20 protein-coding genes are annotated in these 19,302 nt (G+C 72.3%); 13 read left to right on the plus strand and 7 right to left on the minus strand.

The window, feature by feature from the left end:
• Both AIIKEEIJ_RS18685 and AIIKEEIJ_RS18690 read left to right on the plus strand, forming a co-directional pair.
• Positions 1 to 135: glycerophosphodiester phosphodiesterase family protein (locus tag AIIKEEIJ_RS18685; RefSeq protein WP_338020984.1), on the plus strand; the 135-nt coding region annotated here is incomplete at its 5' end.
• Positions 136 to 144: 9 nt separating this feature from the next.
• Complete coding sequence (locus tag AIIKEEIJ_RS18690; RefSeq protein ID WP_161996317.1) at positions 145 to 1,059, plus strand: DUF5926 family protein; 915 nt, start codon at positions 145 to 147, stop codon at positions 1,057 to 1,059.
• A gap of 105 nt (positions 1,060 to 1,164) precedes the next feature.
• Here AIIKEEIJ_RS18690 and AIIKEEIJ_RS18695 read toward each other — a convergent pair whose 3' ends face one another.
• The 3 genes from AIIKEEIJ_RS18695 to AIIKEEIJ_RS18705 all read right to left on the minus strand — a co-directional run bounded on the left by AIIKEEIJ_RS18695 (position 1,165) and on the right by AIIKEEIJ_RS18705 (position 3,576).
• Complete coding sequence (locus AIIKEEIJ_RS18695; protein ID WP_238406469.1) at positions 1,165 to 2,484, minus strand: LCP family protein; 1,320 nt, start codon at positions 2,482 to 2,484, stop codon at positions 1,165 to 1,167.
• Between the two features lie 85 nt (positions 2,485 to 2,569).
• Positions 2,570 to 3,367, minus strand: a complete 798-nt coding sequence (locus tag AIIKEEIJ_RS18700; protein ID WP_443217115.1) for a CPBP family intramembrane glutamic endopeptidase — start codon at positions 3,365 to 3,367, stop codon at positions 2,570 to 2,572.
• 38 nt (positions 3,368 to 3,405) lie between these two features.
• Entirely contained in the window at positions 3,406 to 3,576 is a 171-nt protein-coding gene (locus AIIKEEIJ_RS18705; RefSeq protein WP_072633908.1) for a response regulator transcription factor, read from the minus strand.
• 524 nt (positions 3,577 to 4,100) lie between these two features.
• On the opposite strand from AIIKEEIJ_RS18705, the gene AIIKEEIJ_RS18710 reads away from it, so the two are divergent.
• Complete coding sequence (locus AIIKEEIJ_RS18710; protein ID WP_161996319.1) at positions 4,101 to 4,370, plus strand: GlsB/YeaQ/YmgE family stress response membrane protein; 270 nt, start codon at positions 4,101 to 4,103, stop codon at positions 4,368 to 4,370.
• 224 nt (positions 4,371 to 4,594) lie between these two features.
• On the opposite strand, the gene AIIKEEIJ_RS18715 is transcribed toward AIIKEEIJ_RS18710, so the two are convergent.
• Both AIIKEEIJ_RS18715 and AIIKEEIJ_RS18720 read right to left on the minus strand, forming a co-directional pair.
• Complete coding sequence (locus tag AIIKEEIJ_RS18715) at positions 4,595 to 7,564, minus strand: Kelch repeat-containing protein (RefSeq protein ID WP_161996320.1); 2,970 nt, start codon at positions 7,562 to 7,564, stop codon at positions 4,595 to 4,597.
• Between the two features lie 74 nt (positions 7,565 to 7,638).
• Positions 7,639 to 8,466 (minus strand): DUF2470 domain-containing protein, encoded by an 828-nt coding sequence (locus tag AIIKEEIJ_RS18720; protein WP_161996321.1) that lies wholly within the window; start codon positions 8,464 to 8,466, stop codon positions 7,639 to 7,641.
• A gap of 82 nt (positions 8,467 to 8,548) precedes the next feature.
• On the opposite strand from AIIKEEIJ_RS18720, the gene AIIKEEIJ_RS18725 reads away from it, so the two are divergent.
• The 4 genes from AIIKEEIJ_RS18725 to AIIKEEIJ_RS18740 all read left to right on the plus strand — a co-directional run bounded on the left by AIIKEEIJ_RS18725 (position 8,549) and on the right by AIIKEEIJ_RS18740 (position 11,678).
• The gene (locus AIIKEEIJ_RS18725; RefSeq protein ID WP_029546941.1) at positions 8,549 to 9,253 is read left to right on the plus strand and encodes a hypothetical protein; all 705 of its coding nucleotides are present in this window, start codon (positions 8,549 to 8,551) and stop codon (positions 9,251 to 9,253) included.
• Positions 9,254 to 9,307: 54 nt separating this feature from the next.
• Positions 9,308 to 10,222: a prephenate dehydratase gene (gene pheA, locus AIIKEEIJ_RS18730; RefSeq protein WP_161996322.1), complete on the plus strand. Its 915-nt coding sequence runs from the start codon at positions 9,308 to 9,310 to the stop codon at positions 10,220 to 10,222.
• Positions 10,219 to 10,881: a histidine phosphatase family protein gene (locus AIIKEEIJ_RS18735; RefSeq protein ID WP_006944632.1), complete on the plus strand. Its 663-nt coding sequence runs from the start codon at positions 10,219 to 10,221 to the stop codon at positions 10,879 to 10,881. The genes pheA and AIIKEEIJ_RS18735 overlap by 4 nt, the downstream gene beginning before the upstream one ends.
• A 149-nt stretch (positions 10,882 to 11,030) precedes the next feature.
• Positions 11,031 to 11,678: a TetR/AcrR family transcriptional regulator gene (locus AIIKEEIJ_RS18740; protein WP_006944631.1), complete on the plus strand. Its 648-nt coding sequence runs from the start codon at positions 11,031 to 11,033 to the stop codon at positions 11,676 to 11,678.
• A 9-nt stretch (positions 11,679 to 11,687) separates the two neighbouring features.
• Here the strand turns inward: AIIKEEIJ_RS18740 and AIIKEEIJ_RS18745 are convergent, their stop codons facing one another.
• Both AIIKEEIJ_RS18745 and AIIKEEIJ_RS18750 read right to left on the minus strand, forming a co-directional pair.
• Positions 11,688 to 12,470 (minus strand): enoyl-CoA hydratase-related protein, encoded by a 783-nt coding sequence (locus tag AIIKEEIJ_RS18745; RefSeq protein WP_161996323.1) that lies wholly within the window; start codon positions 12,468 to 12,470, stop codon positions 11,688 to 11,690.
• Between the two features lie 68 nt (positions 12,471 to 12,538).
• On the minus strand, positions 12,539 to 13,507 hold the full coding sequence (locus tag AIIKEEIJ_RS18750; RefSeq protein ID WP_161996324.1) for a zinc-binding dehydrogenase: 969 nt from the start codon (positions 13,505 to 13,507) through the stop codon (positions 12,539 to 12,541).
• Positions 13,508 to 13,728: 221 nt separating this feature from the next.
• On the opposite strand from AIIKEEIJ_RS18750, the gene AIIKEEIJ_RS18755 reads away from it, so the two are divergent.
• The 6 genes from AIIKEEIJ_RS18755 to AIIKEEIJ_RS18780 all read left to right on the plus strand — a co-directional run bounded on the left by AIIKEEIJ_RS18755 (position 13,729) and on the right by AIIKEEIJ_RS18780 (position 19,290).
• Complete coding sequence (locus tag AIIKEEIJ_RS18755) at positions 13,729 to 14,529, plus strand: crotonase/enoyl-CoA hydratase family protein (RefSeq protein ID WP_161996325.1); 801 nt, start codon at positions 13,729 to 13,731, stop codon at positions 14,527 to 14,529.
• Positions 14,530 to 14,607: 78 nt separating this feature from the next.
• Positions 14,608 to 15,801: a thiolase family protein gene (locus AIIKEEIJ_RS18760; RefSeq protein WP_029546945.1), complete on the plus strand. Its 1,194-nt coding sequence runs from the start codon at positions 14,608 to 14,610 to the stop codon at positions 15,799 to 15,801.
• Between the two features lie 27 nt (positions 15,802 to 15,828).
• Positions 15,829 to 16,590 carry a 3-hydroxyacyl-CoA dehydrogenase gene (locus AIIKEEIJ_RS18765; protein ID WP_006944612.1) on the plus strand — a complete coding sequence of 254 codons (762 nt, stop codon included), beginning with the start codon at positions 15,829 to 15,831 and terminating at the stop codon, positions 16,588 to 16,590.
• A gap of 40 nt (positions 16,591 to 16,630) precedes the next feature.
• Entirely contained in the window at positions 16,631 to 17,293 is a 663-nt protein-coding gene (locus tag AIIKEEIJ_RS18770) for a TetR family transcriptional regulator (RefSeq protein ID WP_161996326.1), read from the plus strand.
• A gap of 52 nt (positions 17,294 to 17,345) precedes the next feature.
• A complete protein-coding gene (locus tag AIIKEEIJ_RS18775; RefSeq protein WP_006944601.1) occupies positions 17,346 to 18,503 on the plus strand; it encodes an acyl-CoA dehydrogenase family protein in 1,158 nt (385 codons plus the stop codon).
• A 28-nt stretch (positions 18,504 to 18,531) separates the two neighbouring features.
• Positions 18,532 to 19,290, plus strand: a complete 759-nt coding sequence (locus tag AIIKEEIJ_RS18780) for an SDR family oxidoreductase (RefSeq protein ID WP_161996327.1) — start codon at positions 18,532 to 18,534, stop codon at positions 19,288 to 19,290.
• Positions 19,291 to 19,302 lie beyond the last annotated feature (12 nt).

A 19,302-nucleotide genomic window follows, 5' to 3' on the forward strand; every position in this document is an offset into this window, starting at 1 on the left:
GGCCGCGCCACCTACTGCTGGACCGTCGACGATCCCGCCGACGTCGAACTGTGCCGCGACCTCGGCGTCGGCTGGGTGGCCACCAATCATCCGGGGCGCACCAAGCTTCTGCTCGGCGCTTCGCGCGGCGTGTAGTTTTGCGCCGTGGCCAAGAAGAGTAAGAGAAACAGCGGACCCAAGCCCGGCAGCAACCGTGCCGCGAAGCTCGAGCAGCGCCGGCTCGCCCGGGAGGCCGAGGCTGCCACGGTCACCCGGCCGTTCGAGGGTCTCGCCCTCGAGTGCGACCTGGTGGCCTTGCGCGAGTTCGTTCCGTCGGCGGTGTTCACGTTGCCGTTGACCACGCCCGGCCGGGCCGTCCGGGCGGCCACCGTGCTGCCCGGCGCCGTCGCCGCGCTCGCCCGCGAGGAGGGCGACGAGACCACCGCGTACGTCGGGCTGCAGCTCGCCGCCGCCGGCCCCGACCCGGCCGCCGAGCTCGGCGCGGCGATCGCGTGGGCCCGGGAGGCGGAGGCCGGGTCGTCGCTCGCCGTCGCCGAACCCGGACCGGACGAGCCGCGCCTGCACGATCTGATCGACGTCGACGTCGTCCCGGAGATCACCGTGCACCAGGACTTCGACTGGTGGATCCCCGAGGGCGTCGAGGTCTCACCCGACGTCGCGCACACCGTCAAGCACGCCAACGACGCGATCATGCCGTCCGCACGGCTCGAGGGCGAGGGCGTCGTCGCCGCCTGGTGGGTGGATGCCGGTGAGAAGGCGCACCTGCGCTGGGTGCGTCCGGAGGACGAGGACACCCTGATGTCCGCGTTGTCGCGGGTGCACGCCGCGGGCGGACTGCACCTGGGGGAGGGCTCGCGGTTCGCCGGGTCGTTCCGCACCCACGGCCTGCTCGTGCCGGTGTTCGATCTCGACCCCGAGCGGCACCCCAACGAGTGGGTCGCCCCGACCGCCGAGTTCGGTGCCCGGCTCGCCGAGGCCTTGGCGGTCGACGCGCCGCTCACCGCCGCCGAGCGGCGCTCGCGCGACGGCCTGCGCAGTCGTCAGGTCACTCTGCGCTGACCCGTCCCGTCGCCGACCCCGGCCCGACCCCGGGCCGAGCGAATGTATCGTTCCGTCGGCCTACGGAGATGAGCGATACATTCGCTCGGCTCGGGGCGAGCGGGCTCACGACGGCGGCGTCAGCAGTTCCGGCGGAATCTGCTGGTCCTGGGCCAACGCGTCGAAGAACGGCACGGCCCGCGACCGATCCCACAGCAGCACGTTGCCGATCCCGGAGACGTCCTCGAAGCCGCCGACCGGGACGGTGGCGGTCACCGTCTCGCCGCGCATCGCCCACCCGAGCCGGGCCAGGTGCCACATGTGGTCGCTCTCGTCGACCCGCAACGAGCCGGCGACCCCGGAGGCCAGCGACCACATCCGCACCGGGTTCAGCAGCGTGCTCAGGCCGGTGGCCTTGCTGAGCAGGGCGGACATGAACAGCCGCTGGTTGTTCATCCGGTCGAGGTCGGCCAGCGCCGTCGCGCGGGTGCGCACGAAGCCGAGGGCCTGCGGACCGGTGAGTTCCTGGCAGCCGGCCGGCAGGGAGATCCCCGCCAGCGGATCGTCGATGGCCTGCGGCAGGCAGACGTCCACACCCCCGAGGTCGTCGACGATCGAGGCGAAGCCGCCGAACCCGATCTCGGCGTAGTGGTCGATGTGCACGCCGGTGGCGCCCTCGACGGTCTGCACCAGCAGCGCCGGACCACCCAGCGCGAACGACGCGTTCAGCTTGTCCTGGCCGTGGCCCGGGATCGGGACGTACGAGTCGCGGGGGAGGGACACCATCGTGGTGGCCCCGCCGCCGCTGGGCACGTGGATCAGCATGACGGTGTCGGTGCGGTCCGGGCCGGTCTCCCCACCCGTCGCGAGTTCCTGCTCCTGCTCGGTGCTGAGGCCGGTGCGGCTGTCGGACCCCACAAGCAGCCAGTTGGTACCCGGGGTGTCGCCGACGCGGTCGTCGTAGTCGGCGAGCGCGTCGACGCGGGTGAGCTTGCCGTCGAGGTACACGGCACCGGCGCCGACGAGGGCGATCAGCACCAGCACGACGATCGCGGTGCGGCGCAGCAGGCGACGGGCGCCGACGGGGCGACGGCGCGGGGCCGGTTCGGGCGCGGGCGGGGTGGGCCGACGTCGCGGCGGCGGGGCCGGCGGTGGGGGCGCCGCGGCGCGGCGCGGCTCGTCGTACGGTTCGGGGGTCTGTCTGGGCGCCCAGTCGCGCTGCTGCCTCGGCGGTTGCTGCCTCGGGGGTTCGTGTGGCGGCGGGGCCGGCCTCGGCTGCCGCGGCGGGGGTGCCGGCGGCCGGTACTGCGGTATGGGCGCCTGCGACCAGGCCTGCTGCGGGGCGGGGGGACGTCCGTCGCGACGGATGATCTGCGGTCCCTCCGGCGACGGCGACGACGGCGGCGCCGGCCGGCCCATCGGTGCCGGGCGGCGCGGCGGCGGCATCTGCGGAGGCTGATGCGGCGGCCGGGGCCGGGGCCGGGGGTCGGGATGGTCGCCGTTCACGACCTCCCAATGTACGCAGCCCGGGCTAGGGCAGCCAGGACACGTGCCCGCGCAGCGCCTGGTAGCCGACGAATGCGACGCTGTCGATCAGCGCGTGCGCCACCACCAGCGGCCACAGCTGCGACGTGCGCTGCCAGTACCGGCCGAACACCAGACCCATGACGACGTTGCCGAGCCCGCCGCCGAGGCCCTGGTAGAGGTGGTAGCTGCCGCGCAGCAGCGACGAGGCGAGCAGCGAGGAGTTCTCCGACCAGCCGAGCTGCCGCAGTCGGGTGATCAGGTACGCAACGACGAGAACCTCCTCGGCGGCGGAGTTCGCGATCGCCCACAGCACCAGCGCCGGCAGCCGCCACCAATAGTCCTCGAGGGTGCTGGGCGCGACGGTGAGGTTGATGCCCGCCGCCCGTGCCACCAGGTACAGGCCGAGCCCGGGGATTCCTATGAGCGCGGCCAGCCCCACGCCGGGGAGCAGGCCGCGGCGCAGCTGGTCCCGGGCGAAGCCGATCGCCTTCGGGCCGATGCCGCTGCGCCACAGCAGGTACACCCCGAGCGCAGCCCATGCCAGCAACCGGACGATGCCGAGCACCTGCCGGGCCAGGTCGATGAACTGCTGCGACGAGCGGGGGACGTTCAGCGCGACGGTCTGGTCGGACAGCGGCGCCGGTGCGAGTGCGGATTCGAGCAGCGACAGCATCGACGACAGCCCGCTCAGGCCGAAGGTGACGAGCAGGACGATGGTGACCTCGACCCACAGGGCGCGGCGGGCCGTCGGGTCGAGGTGCTCGGCGGGTGGCCGGGGCGGTGGCGTCAGCCAGGTACGGATCGTCACGGTCGCGATTGTGCCGCGTCGCGGCGGGCCTCTCACATCCTGATCTTGATCGCGTCCCGACGGGAGTTGACGCCCAGCTTGCGGTAGATCGAGCGCTGGTGGGTTCGCACGGTGTTCACGGACACGAACAGCGCGGCGGCGATCTCCTCCGCTGTCATCGGGGTGCGGAGGTAGGCGAGTATCTCCCGCTCCCGGGCGGACAGCCGGGCGGCCGGTACCCGAGCAGTCGCGAGCGTCTCGTCGGCCCGGACGAGGCGTGCGGTGACAAGGCGGCTCGCCTAGACGAACGCGAGAGGCTGCACGCCGGAGAGGTTGCCGACACCTCGACAGCGCGCTCCGGGTGACGAGCATGGCGATATCCCTTCGCCGTCAGTGCCGTGACGACGGGGACGTTCGTGGTGTGCCGCAGCGGATCGGCCAGGTCGAGCGCACGGGCGGACCCGACCGACCTCTCCACGAGCAGGGCGTGCGCCATACGCGTGTAGACCGGCCAAGGGACCCCGTGCTCGTCGCTCGCGGGCACACCGTCGAGCAGTTCCCGCGCACGGGTGAGTTCACGGACGTCTCCCAGCGCAGCGACAGTCGAGGCGAACGGGTGGGCCGCACTCGACGTGCGCTGTCCGGGGTCCCTCCGGTCGGCCGCGGTGAACACCACAGCGGCGAGAGTCCCGAAAGACGTTCGCCCCGATAATCATTCGCATTCGATCTCAGCGTCTATGCTGTCGCCATGTTGCTCATCGGAATCCTCGTGTTCGGCATGGTCGTCGGCGCCGCGGCCCAGTTGCTGCTGGGCAGGTCGGCGGGGCGGATCGATTGGACCCTCGCCTTCGCTGCCGGGCTCGCCGGTTCCTTCGTAGGCGGGCTGCTCGTCAGTCTTCTGGCCGGCGACGGACTGTCGCTACGGCCGAGCGGGGTCATCGGCTCGCTCGTGGGGGCGCTGCTCGTCACCGGTGCGGTGGGCTGGTGGCGGGCACGTTCCGCCACGCCGAAGCCCTGACCCTCGGAGTGCGGGCGCGGAGCGGTGTGCAAGCTTCGAACGGGTGCTCGTCGGTCGTTCGTCGGAGATGACATTCCCGTCCATGCCTGGCGGGTCGTCGGTGGGCCGACCACGATGACCTCCGGTCGGCCTCGTCATGTGGCGCGGAGGAGGTAGGGCCGCGGTGTGTTCTTCGGGCGGCTGGGGCAACCCGAAGGACACACCGGCCGCGAAGCGGCCTTTCCTCACCAGAAGTCCAGTGCCTCCGCCAACGCGGTGGACTGCGCGTGGGTGGGCCGCTGCGCGCCGTCGACGGCGTAGACGGTGGTGCCCACGGTCGCGACGACGAGACCGTGCCGGGCGACGCCCATCGGTGGCAGCTCGGACCAGGTGCCGGTGGTCAGGTCGAACGCCTCGACGTCGGCGAGGACGCGGGTGGGTTCCTCGCCGCCGACGGCGACGATGCGGCCGTCGAGGTGGGTGACACCGAGCCCGCCGCGGGGGGTGGGCATGTCGGGAAGCTGCGTCCAGGTGTCGGTGGCGGGGTCGTAGCGCTCGACGGTGGCGACGTTCTTGTCGGCGGCCAGGTCCCGGCCGCCGACGGCGTAGGCGTAGGTGCCGTCGGTGGTGGCGGCGAGGTGCTCGCGCGGGGTCGGCAGGTCGGCGACCGTGCTCCAGCCGCTGCCGTCGAAGACGTCGGTCGTGGCGAGGAGGGTGTCGTCGGCCTGACCGCCGAACACGTAGATCCTGTCCCCGATGGTGACGGCGGCAGCGGCGGCACGCGCCTGCGGCATGGCCGGTAGTTCGGTCCACTGCCCGTCGCGCAGCGCGAACACCCGATCCGACGGTCGGGCGGTGAGGTCGGCGCCCTCGGGCACCCAGCCGCCGAGCACCACCAGCTCGTCCGCGTACTCGACGGCCATCGCGTGGTTGAGCGGGAGGGGGAGATCGGGTCCGACCTTCCAGGTGTCGATGGCCGGGTCGTAGCCCTCCACCCGGGCGGTGGACCCGTTGTTGTCGAGTCCGCCGAAAACCCACACGGTGCCGTCGGCGACGGTGGCGGCGGTCTGCTGGCGGGCGGTGGGGGCGTCGCGCAGCTGCCGCCACGCCGGCCCGGGCTGGACGCGGCGCGGCGGGATCTGCAGCGCCTCGGTGACGGAGGTCGACTCGGCGTGGGTGGGTCCGGTGGCGCCGTCGATGGCGTAGACGGTGTCGCCGACCGCGCCGAGGACCAGCCCGTGCCGCGGGGTCCGCAGGTCCGGCAGCTCGGACCACGTGCCGGTGGTCAGGTCGAACGCCTCGACATCGGCGAGGACGCGGGTGGGTTCCTCGCCGCCGGCGGCGACGATGCGGCCGTCGATGTAGGTGGCGCCGAGCCCGCCGCGCGGGGTGGGCATGTCGGGCAGGGCGGTCCATGCGCCGGTGGTGGGGTCGAAGCGCTCGAGGGTGGCGACGTTCTTGTCGGCGGACAGGTCCCGGCCGCCGATCGCGTAGGCGTAGGTGCCGTCGGTCGCGGCCGCGAGGTGCTCGCGCGGGGTCGGCAGGTCGGCGACCGTGGTCCAGGCGGTGCCGTCGAACACGTCGGTGGGGCGGATCAGGGTGTCGTCGGCCTGACCGCCGAACACGTAGATCTTGTTTCCGATGGTGACGGCGGCGCCGGCGGCACGGGCCCGGGGCATCGGTGGCATCTCCACCCATTCACCGTTGCGGACGGCGAAGACCCGGTTCGATGCGGTGGCGGTGAGGTCGGGGCCCTCCGGGATCCAGCCGCCGAGGACGACGGGCACGCCGTCCCACGTGACGGCCGTCGCGTGGTTGAGCGGGATCGGCAGGTCGGGTCCGGCCTTCCAGGTGTCGATGGCCGGGTCGTAGCCCTCGTGGGCGGGGGAGGAGCCGGAGTCGTCCAGGCCGCCGAACACCCATACGGTGCCGTCGGCGACGGTGGCGGCGGTCTGCTGGCGGGCGGTGGGCGCGTCCCGCAGCGGTCGCCACGCGGCGGTCGGGGCGACCTCGGTGGTCTCGCCGGCCGCGGCGGTCCCGGCGTCGCCGGGCTGCCGTGTCGCCACGTAGACCGCCGTGGCCGCGACGGCGAGCAGCGCGACGGCGAGCACGGCGAGCAGCACCGGCAGCCGCACGGTTCGTCGCGCGGGGGGTTCGCTCGGGCGGGGTGGGCCGGGCGGCGGTGGTGGTGGCAGTGGGGGACCGTTCGGTCCCGGCGGTGCGGGTTTGACGGGTGCCGCGGTGGCCGTGACCGGTGCGGCCGTGACGGGTTTCGCGAGGGGGTGCCGGCCCGTCGGCTGGTCGTGGAACCGCAGCTCGCCGGGCAGGGCCATGTCGTCGACGTGGCGGCCGTGTCGGGCCTGGGTCTGCTGCAGCTCGCGGCCGAAGTCGGCCGCGGTCGCGGGCCGGCGGGCCGGGTCGACGGACATGGCGTGCTCGATGGCGGCGCACACGTCGTCGGGGATGCCGTGGGGGCGCAGGTCCGGGATGGGCTGGCTGGTGATGCGCAGGAACTGCGCGATGATCTCCTCGCCCGTGCGTCGCTCGAACGCGGCGCGGCCGGTGATGAGGGCGAACATGGCCGCGCCGAGGCCGTAGATGTCCGAGGCCGGGGTGGGCGGCTTGCCCTCGAGTACCTCGGGTGCGGTGAAGGCGAGGGATCCGGTGAAGGCGCCGGTGGCGGTTTCGAAGCCGCCGGCGATGCGGGCGATGCCGAAGTCGGTGAGCTGCGGCTCGCCGTACTCGGTGACGAGGATGTTGGCGGGCTTGACGTCGCGGTGCAGGGTGCCGGCGCGGTGGGCGGTCTCGAGGGCGCCGGCGAGCTTGACCCCGACGCGGACGACGTCCCACCACGGCATCGGCCCGTCCCGGCGTACCCGCACCGCCAGCGAGTCGTTGGGGTGGTAGGGCATCACGATGTACGGCCGGCCGGTGGAGGTGACGCCCACCTGGAGGATGTTGACGATGTTCGGGTGGCCGGACAGCCCGCCCATCGCGAACCCCTCGCGCAGGAACCGTTCGCGGTTCTCGGCGTCGAGGTCGGAGGAGAGCACCTTGATCGCGACGGTGCGCCCGAGGGAGCGTTGCCGGCACCGATAGACGACGCCGAAGCCGCCCCGGCCGACGACGAGGGCGTCGTCGAACCCCGCCGCGGCGAGTTCCGCCGCGATCCCCTGCCCCGCGGGGCGGGTGGCTTCCGGATCGAAATCGGCCATGGTTCCCGGCTTTCGGCGTGCGACGCGCTCGGGGGAGTGCTGACTCGAGGATACCGCCGAAGCGCGGGGCCCGATCAGTGCCTCGCGCGCAGCCCGTTGGCGAACGGGCAGCCCACGAGGCGGCGCAGGGCGCGGCTCAGGGACTCGACGTCGTCGGCGGGTTCAGGGAACGGAATCCGGACGTCGTGGTCGCCGCGGCCGGACTCGAGTCGCAGGCGCAGGCCGTAACGGTCCAGGCCGAGAGGCCGGATGCGGCCGCGCCGGTCGTTGACGGGGATGTGCCGGGCGATGCGGTGGACGAGGTCGCCGTGGTCCTGCTCGAGGTGCTGCAACCATGCGGACTCGACGGCCGCGAACGGGTCCGGCGCGGCCGCGAGGACGTCGGCGACCTCCACGGACTCGGCGCCGGTGGTGTCGGCGGCGACGACGGACGTGAGCCGTAGGCGCAGCAGTTCGGCGCGGTGCCCGACGTCGAGCAGCGCGGGGTGGGGCAGGGTCGCGGCGATGTCGGCGGCGAGCCGGCGGGGTTCGGCGACGGCGTGGGCGGTGCCGCTGAGCCAGATGAGCGAGCGGACGGGGTTGCGCAGCCGCAGGGGCGAGTGGTCGGTCAGTTCCAGCACGGAGTGCAGGCCCGCGGCGCCGCGCTGCCAGGTCAGTGCGACGGCGGCACAGTCGTCGGGGACGACGACGAGCAGGTCGCCGTCGCTGTGCAGGTGGTGCAGCACCGCGGTGACGGGCGCGGCCCCGTCGGTGGCGAGTACGGCGGAGCCGGTGACAACTGCGGCGGAGCCGGTGACAACTGCGGCGGAGCCGGTGACAACTGCGGCGGAGCCGGTGCGGGCGACGGCGGTGCGGACCGCTTCGGCGGTTGTGGGCGCGGAACGGGCGGTGGTGGCCGGCATCGAATCCTCCTCGAGTGGTAGGTGAGGCAAACCTAAGTCATGGTGAGCGGGGTCGCAACACCCCGGCGACTAGCCTGGAGACGTGCCGATCCCGCTCACCCTCGGAATGCCGCCGTCCCGCGAGGAGCCCCGCGGCCTGCTCACCGCCCTGCTCACCCGCCGGCATCCGACCCTCGCCGACGCGCTCGCCGCCCCCGCGCTCGACGCGATCGGAGACCCCGTGGTGCCGGTGTCCACGCTGACCGAGGCCCTCGGGGAGACCACCGGGGCGGTGCGGATCGTCGGTGAACTCGACGTCGCCCCCGACGCGGAGCGCCTGGCCGGCCTGCGCCCGGTCCCGGTCCGCTACCAGCTCGACTGCACCGCGGCGGACCTCGACGACGCGCTCGCCGTCGCCGTACCCGCCCCTCTGACCGTCTACGTCGACGCCGGTGACCTGCCCGTGACGGCCCGCGCACTCGTCGGCGCCGGACACAGCCCCGGCCTGCCCACCGGACGCGACGTGGGGGAGATCGCCGACTTCCTGTCCGTCCTCGCCCACGCCGGCACCGGTTACGTCGCCCGAGCCCGCGACGCCGACGAGGTGCTCGCCCTGCTCGCCGCCACCGTCGCGGCCCTGCGCGGCGACGACGTGCGCGCCGCCCTCGCCGCGCCCGACCCCGGCCGGCTGACCGCCCTGATCCCCGAGGCGGCCGCGGCCGTGCGCGAGATCCTGCTCGCCGTCGAGGTCGACGACCCGGCCGGCGTCGCGCGCGACCTCGCAGCCCTCGGCCTGGCGGCGCGATGACCCCGTTGCCGCGATGACAGGGCCCGGACACGTTCGATGCGTACCCTTCTAGGCGTGCCCCGCATCGCCTACTTCGGCCCCACCGGAACCTTCACGGAGATGGCCCTCGCCCGGTTCGAGGACGCCGGCACCTTCGACGGCCCGGTCGAGCGGGTGTCGGCCGCCAGCCCGCCCGCGGCGCTGCAACTCGTGCGCGACGGCGCGGTCGACGGCGCAGTGGTGCCCATCGAGAGCTCGGTGGAGGGCTCGGTGCCCCCCACGATGGACGCCCTCGCGGTCGGCCCGCGCCTGCAGATCGTGGCCGAAACCGAGCTGGACGTCGCCTTCACCGTCGTGGCCCGGCCGGGCATCACGCTCGACGAGGTCCGCACCGTGCACGCCTATCCGGTGGCCGCCGCGCAGGTGCGCCAGTGGATCGTCGACCACATGCCGAAGGCCGACGTGGTGGCCGCCTCGTCCAATGCCGGCGCCGCCGAGGACGTCGCCGCCGGCAAGGCCGACGCCGGCGTGTCCACCGCCCTGGCCGGGCAGCGGCTCGGCCTGCCGGTCCTCGCCGCCGGCGTCGCCGACCACGCCGGCGCCCGCACCCGGTTCGTGCTCGCCACCCGGCCCGCCCCCACGCCGGCGCGCACCGGCATCGACCGCACCTCCGTGATCCTGCAGCTGCCGAACGAACCGGGCTCCCTCGTGCGGGCCATGACCGAGTTCGCCACCCGCGGCATCGACCTCACCCGCATCGAGTCCCGCCCTACCCGCCAGGAATACGGGACCTACTTTTTCCACTTGGACTGTGTCGGCCACATCGACGACGCGCTCGTTGCCGAGGCGCTCAAGGCGCTGCACCGCTTCGCGCAGGTGCGGTTCCTCGGCTCCTGGGCGGCGGTGTCCCAGCACGGTGTGGCCCCGGTATCGGACGAAGAGGATGCGCAGTGGCTGCAACGGCTGCGGCGCGGGGAGGAAGAGCGTTGAGCGGCCGATTGATCCTGGTCCGGCACGGGCAGACGGTGGCGAATGTCGCACGTCGCCTGGACACCAAGCTGCCGGGCGCCGAACTGACCGACCTCGGCGTCGCGCAGGCCCGCACCCTCGGACAGGGCTTCGCGCAGCAGCCGCCGACAGCCCTGTTCGCCTCGCAGGCCCTGCGCGCCCGGCAGACCGCCGAGCACGTCGAGCTCGCCGCCCGTGTGACCACCGTCGTCCGCGAAGGCCTGCACGAGGTGCAGGTCGGTGAGCTCGAGGACCGCAGCGACGAGGAATCCCACGCGCTGTTCATGAAGGTGTACGAGTCCTGGCACACCGGCGACCTGCGCGACCGTGTGCCCGGCGGCGAATCCGGCCTCGACGTCCTGGACCGGTACCTGCCGGTGGTCGAGTCGCTGCGCACCGACTACCTCGACGACGGCTCGGGGGACGTCGTCGTGGTCAGCCACGGCGCCGCCATCCGCCTCGTCGCCGCGCACCTCGGCCGGGTGCCGGGCAGCTTCGCGACCAGCAACCACCTCGCCAACACCCAGAGCGTCGAACTGGTCCCGCTGCCCGGCGGCGGCTGGGAGTGCGTGCGCTGGGGCACCTTCCAGGCGCCGTTCCACGACACCGGACGCGCCGGCGCCGACGATCCGATGGGTTAGCCCCCCCTCGTCGTCCCCGCGCCGTGGTGCTTCCCGCGCGCGTCCATCGCTCGCGGCGAGTCCCCGAGTGCGCAGGCGTCCCGGCCGGGGCCGACGCACAGGTATCCTCGAGCCGTCCGAATGTAGCGATCGATAGGTTGGGTACGGCAATGGGAACTTCCACCGACGACACCGTCGCGGACGGTGTCGCTGCGCCGGACTGGCGTCGCCTCGAGCCGATGGAGCTGACTCCCATTCTCTCCGCGGCGCTCGACGCCTTCTACGAGACCGGGTTCCACGGCACCTCGGTACGGGAGATCGCCCGCCGGGTCGGCGTCACCGTTCCCGCGCTGTACTACCACCACGAGAACAAGGAAGGCCTGCTCATCGCGCTGCTCGAGCTCTCGACCAGCGACGTGATGACCCGGGCCTACGCCGCCGACGCCGACGGCGGCGACGATCCGGTGCAGCGGCTCTCCAACGCCATCGAGGCGATCGTGCTGCGCATGACGAACCGTCCCCGCCTCGCCGCCCTCGAGGGCGAGGTGCGCTACCTCAGCCCCGAGAACCGGCAGCGCTACCGCGCGGTGCGCAAGGAGATCGAAAAGCTCGTCTTCGAGATCGTCGAGGACGGGACCCGGCGCGGGGCGTTCGACGTCGAGGATCCGGCCGAGACGACCCGTGCGCTGCTCGGCATGTGCCAGTCCATCCCGCGGTGGTACCACCGCGAGGGCTCCCTGAGCCCGGAGGAGGTGGCGCGCAAGTACGTCGCGATCGCCCTCAAGACGGTCGGCGCCACCCCTCCCCCGAAGCCCTGACGGGCGGGCTCAGCTCCGGCCGAACACCGCCGTCCGCTTCTCCTGGAAGGCGCTCACGCCCTCGTGGAAGTCCGCGGACGCCAGCAGCTCGAGCTGCCCGGCGCGCTCGCGGGTGAACGCGCTGTCGAGCTCGCCGAGGGTCGCGTCGTTGATCGCGTCCTTGGTGGCGTGGAAGGCCTCGACCGGTCCGGCGGCGAGCCGGGTGGCGAGCGCGTCGACGGCGGCGGCGAAGTCGTCGTCGGGGTGCACCTCGGCGATCAGCCCGGCCGCGAGTGCCTCGGTGACGGGCAGCCGTTCGGCGAGCAGCGCCATCTTCAGGGCACGGGCACGGCCGATCGACGCGGCGACGAGTGCGGTCGCGCCGCCGTCGGGCATGAGGCCGATGCGGGTGAAGGCGAGCAGCAGGTAGGCGGACTCGGCCGCGACGGTGAGGTCGCAGCCCAGGGCGAGGGACACGCCGACGCCGGCGGCGGGGCCGTTGACGGCGCCGATGACCGGGCGCGGGAAGGCGCGGATCGCGGCGACGGTGCGGTTGGCGGCGTCGATGGTCCCGGCCGACGGCGGAGCGGACAGGTCCTTGCCGGCGAGGTCGGCGCCGGTGCAGAAGGCGCGACCGGTGCCGGTGAGGACCGCGACGCGCACGGCGTCGTCGCCGGCGTGCTTCTCGAAGGCGTCGGCGACGGTCTCGAGGGCGGCGGTGGTGACGGCGTTCATCCGTGCGGGCCGGTTGAGGGTGACGCGCAGGATGCCGTCGTCGACGGTGACGTCGACGCCGACGGGATCGATGGTCATGGGTCCTCCGGGGGGTGGGGTTCTCGGGACGGTCAGGGTCTCTCGGGACGTCAGGGTCTCTCGGGACGTCAGGGGCGCAGCGCCAGGGCGACCTTGCCGGTGGCGGAGCGATGTGCGAGCGACCGCAGCGCCTCGGCGGCGTGCGTCATCGGGTAGACGGTGGGTCCGGGGATCTGCAGGGCCCCGGAGCGCAGCAGCGGCTCGAGCTGCGCCCATTGCTGGGCGGTGTAGCCGGGGAAGGTACGCACGTATTCGCCCCATCCGGCGCCGAGGACCGAGATGTTCTTGAGCAGAAGACGATTCACTTTGACGGTGGGAATCTCGCCGCCGGTGAAGCCGAGGACCACGACCCGTCCGTTCGGTGCCAGGCTGCGCAGGCTGTCGGTGAACCGGTCGCCGCCGACGGGATCGAGAACGATGTCGACGCCGCGTCCGCCGGTGAGCTCGAGGACCCGGTCCTTGAAGCCCTCCACGGCGACGGTGTGGGTGGCGCGGTTGGCCTTCGCGACCGCGGCCTTCTCCTCGGTGCTCACCACCGCGATGGTCTCGAGTCCGAGCGCGGCCGCGACCTGCAGGGCGGCGACGCCGACCCCGCCTGCGGCGCCGTGCACGAGCACCGTCTCGCCGGCGCGGTAGCGGGCGCGTTCGTCGAGGGCGAAGTGGACGGTCAGGTAGTTCATGAGGAATCCGGCTCCGGCCGTCAGGGACACCGAATCGGGAAGCGGAAAGACGGATTTCGGATCCACCGCGACGGTCTGCTGCCAGGCGCCGCCGGTGGCGAGGACGGCGACGCGCTGCCCCGGGCTCAGGCCGCTGCCGGCCGGGGCGGTGCGCACCGTGCCGGCGCCTTCGACGCCGAGCACGGACGGCAGGGGGCGCACGACCTGGTAGCTCGCTGTGGTCTGCAGCAGGTCTGGGAACGAGACTCCGGCCGCGTGCAGATCGACGACGACGAGGCCGTCCGCATCGGGCTCGGGAAGGTCCACGAGCCGTACGCCATCGGGCCCGGTTGCTTCGGTCAGTTGTACCGCCTGCATGAGTTCTCCTGCCGTCCTGGTGGCCGAGCCTGTCTCGGGGCTCCGTGTCTCGGGGGCCCGTGTCTTCGGGAATCCGTGTCGCGGCTCACGCGTACGGCCTCATCCATACCAGAACCGTCTGATCGGACGCTAGTTAGACCAGATCATTGACCGATCGATCGATCCGTGATAGTCCTTTAGCGATCGATAAGTAACGCCGACTGTATCCGATAGGGGCGCACATGGCCGACGACTCCACCGTTACCGAACCTGCCGCACAGTACGAGCGGCGTGGCGGCATCGCCGTCATCACGCTCAACCGCCCCCGGGCGCTCAACGCCGTGAACGCAGCGCTGGCGACGGCGGTCGGCACGCTGCTCGAGCAGGCGGAGGCGGACGACGACGTGCGCGTCGTGGTGCTCACCGGTGCGGGCCGCGCGTTCTGCGCGGGCGCCGACCTCAAGGCCCTGGCCACGGGCGAGAGCATCGCCGCCGACGGGCACCCCGAATGGGGTTTCGCCGGCTATGCCCAGCACTGGATCAGCAAGCCGACCATCGCCGCTGTCAACGGGTTCGCCCTCGGCGGCGGCACCGAGCTGGTGCTCGCGTCCGACCTCGCCGTCGTCGACGAGGAGGCCCAGCTGGGCCTGCCCGAGGTCAAGCGAGGTCTCTTCGCCGCCGCGGGCGGGGTGATCCGGCTCCAACAGCAGATCCCCCGCAAGGTCGCGCTGGAACTGGCGCTGACCGGTGAGCCGATCTCCGCTGCGCAGGGCAAGGAACTGGGCCTGGTCAACCGGGTCGCACCGCACGGCACGGCGCTCGAGATGGCGCTCGGGCTGGCCGAGACCATCGCCGCGAACGCTCCGCTCTCGGTACGCGAATCGAAGTCGATGATCCACCGGACCGCGCACGGCGCCGACTGGGAGCCGGGTGTGTGGGAGGCCAACGCCGCCGCGGTGAAGGTGGTGTTCACCAGCGACGACGCCAAGGAAGGCCCGACCGCCTTCGCGCAGAAGCGGCAGCCGGTCTGGAAGGGTCGCTGACCCCCTGATCTCGGCCCGGGGTCTCGTCGATCCCCTCCGGGGCACCCGGGCCGCTCCAACCCTCGAAAGGAACTCCTCATGACCAACGCTGTCATCGTCGACGTGGTCCGCACCGCGGTCGGCAAGGGCAAGCCCGGCGGCGCCCTGTCCGGCACCCATCCCGTCGAGCTGCTCGCCCACGTGCTGCGTGAGATCACCTCGCGCAACGACCTCGACCCCGCCCTCGTCGACGACGTCATCGGCGGCTGCGTCAACCAGGCGGGCGAGCAGGCCCTGAACATCTCCCGCACCGCCCTGCTGTCGGCCGGCTTCCCCGAGTCGGTGCCGGCCACCACCATCGACCGGCAGTGCGGCTCGAGCCAGCAGGCCGCCCACTTCGCCGCCCAGGGCATCATCGCCGGCGCCTACGACATCGTCATCGCGTGCGGTGTGGAGTCGATGAGCCGGGTGCCGATGGGTACCTCGTCGATGGGACAGGACGCCTCCGGCCCGGGCATCGCCGCCCGCTACCCCGAGGGCCTGGTCAACCAGGGCATCTCCGCCGAGCTGATCGCCGCGAAGTGGAAGTTCGACCGCGAGGCCCTCGACGCGTTCTCGGCGCAGTCGCACCAGCGGGCCGCCGAGGCGATCGCCGCCGGCTTCTTCGACAAGGAGATCGTCCCGATCACGGTCACCAATGCCGCCGGTGAGCAGGTCCGGCACACCGTCGACGAGACGGTGCGCGCCGCCACCACCGCCGAGGCCCTGGCCGGGCTGAAGCCGTCGTTCTACACCGAGGCGTACGCCGCGCGCTTCCCGGAGGCCGGCTGGCACATCACCCCGGGCAACTCGTCGCCGCTGACCGACGGGGCGTCGGCGGTGCTGATCATGAGCGAGGAGGCCGCGGCCAAGCTGGGCCTGACCCCGCGGGCGCGGTTCCATTCCTTCGCCGTCGCCGGCGACGATCCGATGTTCATGCTCACCGCCCCCATCCCCGCGACGAAGAAGATCCTGGCCCGCTCGGGTCTGGGCATCGACGACATCGACGCCTACGAGGTCAACGAGGCGTTCGCCCCGGTGCCGCTGATGTGGGCGCACGAGTTCGGGGCGGATCCGGCCCGGCTCAACCCGCGCGGCGGCGCGATCGCCCTCGGACACGCCCTCGGCTCGTCGGGCACCCGGCTGCTGACCACGCTGGTCAACCACCTCGAGGCCACCGGCGGCCGGTACGGCCTGCAGACCATGTGCGAGGGCGCCGGCATGGCCAATGCCACCATCATCGAACGTCTCTGACCCGCAACCACATCCGAAAGGAATCTCATGATCGTCAACGACAGCGTTGCCGTCGTCACCGGCGGTGCCTCCGGCCTCGGCCTGGCCACCGTCAAGGCCCTGCTCGCCGACGGCGCGCAGGTCGTCATCATCGACCTGCCCTCCTCCAACGGTGAGACCGTCGCCAAGGAGCTCGGCGACCGCGTCCGCTTCGCCGCCGCCGATGTCACCGACGAGGCCGCCGTCGTCGAGGCCCTCGACCTCGCCGAATCGCTCGGCCCGCTGCGCGTCGCGGTCAACTGCGCCGGCATCGGCAACGCCATCAAGACCGTGAGCAAGAAGGGCGCGTTCCCGCTCGCCGACTTCACCAAGATCATCAACGTGAATCTCGTCGGCACGTTCAACGTGATCCGCCTGGCCGCCGAGCGCATCGCCAAGACCGAGCCGATCGACGGCGAGCGCGGCGTCATCATCAACACCGCCTCCGTCGCCGCGTTCGACGGCCAGATCGGCCAGGCCGCCTACTCCGCGTCCAAGGGCGGCGTCGTCGGCATGACCCTGCCGATCGCCCGCGATCTCGCGTCGCTGCTGATCCGCGTCGTCACCATCGCCCCCGGCCTGTTCAAGACCCCGCTCCTCGGCTCCCTGCCGGAGGAGGCGCAGGCCTCGCTCGGCCAGCAGGTGCCCCACCCGGCCCGCCTCGGCGACCCGTCCGAGTACGGCGCCCTGGCCGCGCACATCGTCTCCAACCCGATGCTCAACGGCGAGGTCATCCGCCTCGACGGCGCCATCCGCATGGCCCCGCGCTGAGCGCCGCCTGAGCTGATCGACGCGTGAGAGGACGGGGCCGATGACTGTGGAGCCCGCACCCCCCAGGTTCGCGAACTGGCGGGAGTTCGAGCCCCTACAGCTCGGCCCCATCCTCGATCACGCGCTGGAAGCCTTCGGAGAGAACGGTTTCCACGGAACGACCGTCCGCGACCTGGCCCGCCGGGTCGGGGTGACGGTGCCCGCGCTGTACTACCACCACGAGAACAAGGAAGCCGTTCTCGTCACCCTGCTCGACACCGCCGTCCGGGACCTGATCGAACGCGCCCTCGCCGCCGTCGGCGAGGGTGGTGACGACCCCGTCCGGCGCTTCACCAACTTCGTCGAGGCGATCGTGCTGAACTCGACGCACCGCGCCCCGCAGTCCGCACTCGACTCCGAACTGCGGCACGTGTCCCCGCAGAACCGCCGCAACTACGCCGCGACCCGGAAGCGCCTCGAGCTCATGGCCCTCGACCTCGTCGACGACGGGGTCGAGCGCGGCGTCTTCGCCGTCGACGACATCGCCGAATCCGTGCGTGCCCTGCTCGGCATGTGCCAGTCCATCGCCCGCTGGTTCCGGCTCGGCGGCCCGCTCACTCCCGACCAGGTCACCGCCCGCTACACCGTCATCGCCCTGCGCATCGTGGGATACCGGGCCGCGCCGGACCCGCCCAGCGAATCGTCGCCGGTGCGGAGGAACTGAGCGCCGATCGCCCGCCGACCCGACCGTCCTTCGCCCTCCTGGGAGAGAACCGATGCACCGCAACCTTTTCGAAGCCGACCACGAGGCGTACCGGGACACGGTGCGCGAATTCCTCGCCCGCGAGGTCGAACCGCACTACGAACGGTGGGAGACCGAGCGGCTCATCGACCGCTCCGCCTGGCTCGCCGCCGGCAAGTCCGGCATCGTCGGCCTCGGCGTCCCCGAAGAATACGGCGGCTCCGGGGTGACCGACTACCGGTTCCGCTGCGTCGTCGCCGAGGAGATCGCCCGCACCGGCACCACCTCCTTCGGCTCCGGCATGAGCCTGCAGGACGACATCGCCATCCCCTATGTCGCCGACCTCGGCACCGAGGACCAGAAGCGGCGCTGGCTGCCCGGCATGGCCGCCGGAGAGCTGATCGGCGCGATCGCCATGACCGAACCCGGCACCGGCTCGGACCTGCAAGCCGTCAAGACCACCGCCGTGCGCGACGGCGACGACTGGATCCTGACCGGGCAGAAGACGTTCATCACCAACGGTATCCACTCCGATCTGGTCATCGTCGTCGCCCGCACCGACCCGCACGCCGGTGCCCGCGGATTCTCCCTGCTCGTCGTCGAACGCGACATGCCGGGCTTTTCCCGCGGCCGCAAGCTGCACAAGGTGGGCCTGGCCGGGCAGGACACCGCCGAACTGTCCTTCGAGGGCGTGCGGGTGCCGGCCGCGAACCTGCTCGGCACCGAAGGGCAGGGATTCTTCCACCTGATGGAGCACCTGCCCCTCGAGCGCCTCTCCATCGCCGTCGCCGCGATCGCGGCCGCGCGGGCGGCGTACGAGTGGACCAAGGACTACGTGTTCGAACGCAGGGCGTTCGGCAAGCCGATCGGCGACCTGCAGAACACCCGCTTCGCCCTCGCCGAGATGCTCACCGAGATCGAGGTCACCGGCTCGCACATCGACCGGTGCGTCTTGGCGCTCAACGCGGGCGAGCTGACCGCGGTCGACGCCGCCAAGGCCAAATGGTGGGCCAGCGAGCTGCAGAAGCGCGTCGTCGACCGGTGCGTGCAGTTGCACGGCGGCTACGGCTACATGATGGAGTACCCCATCGGCCGCGCCTACGTCGACACCCGCATCCAGACCATCTACGGTGGCACCACCGAGATCATGAAGGAGATCATCGGACGCGACATCGCCGCCGAATACGCCTGATCCACCCCGTATCCGAAGGAGAGACACCATGTTCGATCTGTCCGGCAAGCGGGCACTGGTCACCGGCGGCTCGGCCGGAATCGGGCTGGGCATGGCGCGCGGGCTCGCCTCCGCAGGTGCCGACGTGGCGCTGTGGGGCCGCGGCGCCGAACGCCTCGAGAAGGCGGCGGCCGATCTCGCGACGACCGGGGCGCGCGTGGTGACCCGATCGGTGGACGTGTCCGACGAGGAGGCCGTGCGCGACGGTGTCGCCGCGACGGTCGCGGAGCTCGGCGGCCTCGACATCGTCGTGGTCAACGCCGGAATCGGTGTGCCCCTCGTCAAGTTCGTCGAGTCGAGTACCGAGGACTACCGGAGGGTGACGGCCGCCAACCTCGACGGGGCGTACTTCACCCTGCGCGAGACGGCCAGGGTGCTCGTCGACCAGGGCACCGGCGGATCGGTGATCGTCACCTCCAGCCTGGGTGCGATCCAGGGTGCCGGGCGCAATCAGGCCTACGCCGCCACCAAGGCAGGGGTCCTGGCCCTGGCCAACGGGTGCGCGGTGGAACTCGCCCGGCACCGCATCCGCGTCAACAGCGTGCTGCCCGGCTGGATCGCCACCGACATGACCGGACCGCTCCAGGGCTCCGAATCGTTCACCACGCACGTTATTTCCCGGGTACCGTTGGGCCGGTGGGGAACTCCCGAGGACTTCGCCGGCATCGCCGTGTACCTCGCGAGCGACGCGTCCGCGTTCCAGACCGGATCGTCCACCCTGATCGACGGCGGCTACTCGATCTTCTGACGTCGCCGGAAG

This window comes from Rhodococcus sp. YH1 (assembly GCF_009939605.1).
Taxonomy (GTDB): Bacteria; Actinomycetota; Actinomycetes; order Mycobacteriales; family Mycobacteriaceae; genus Rhodococcus; species Rhodococcus aetherivorans.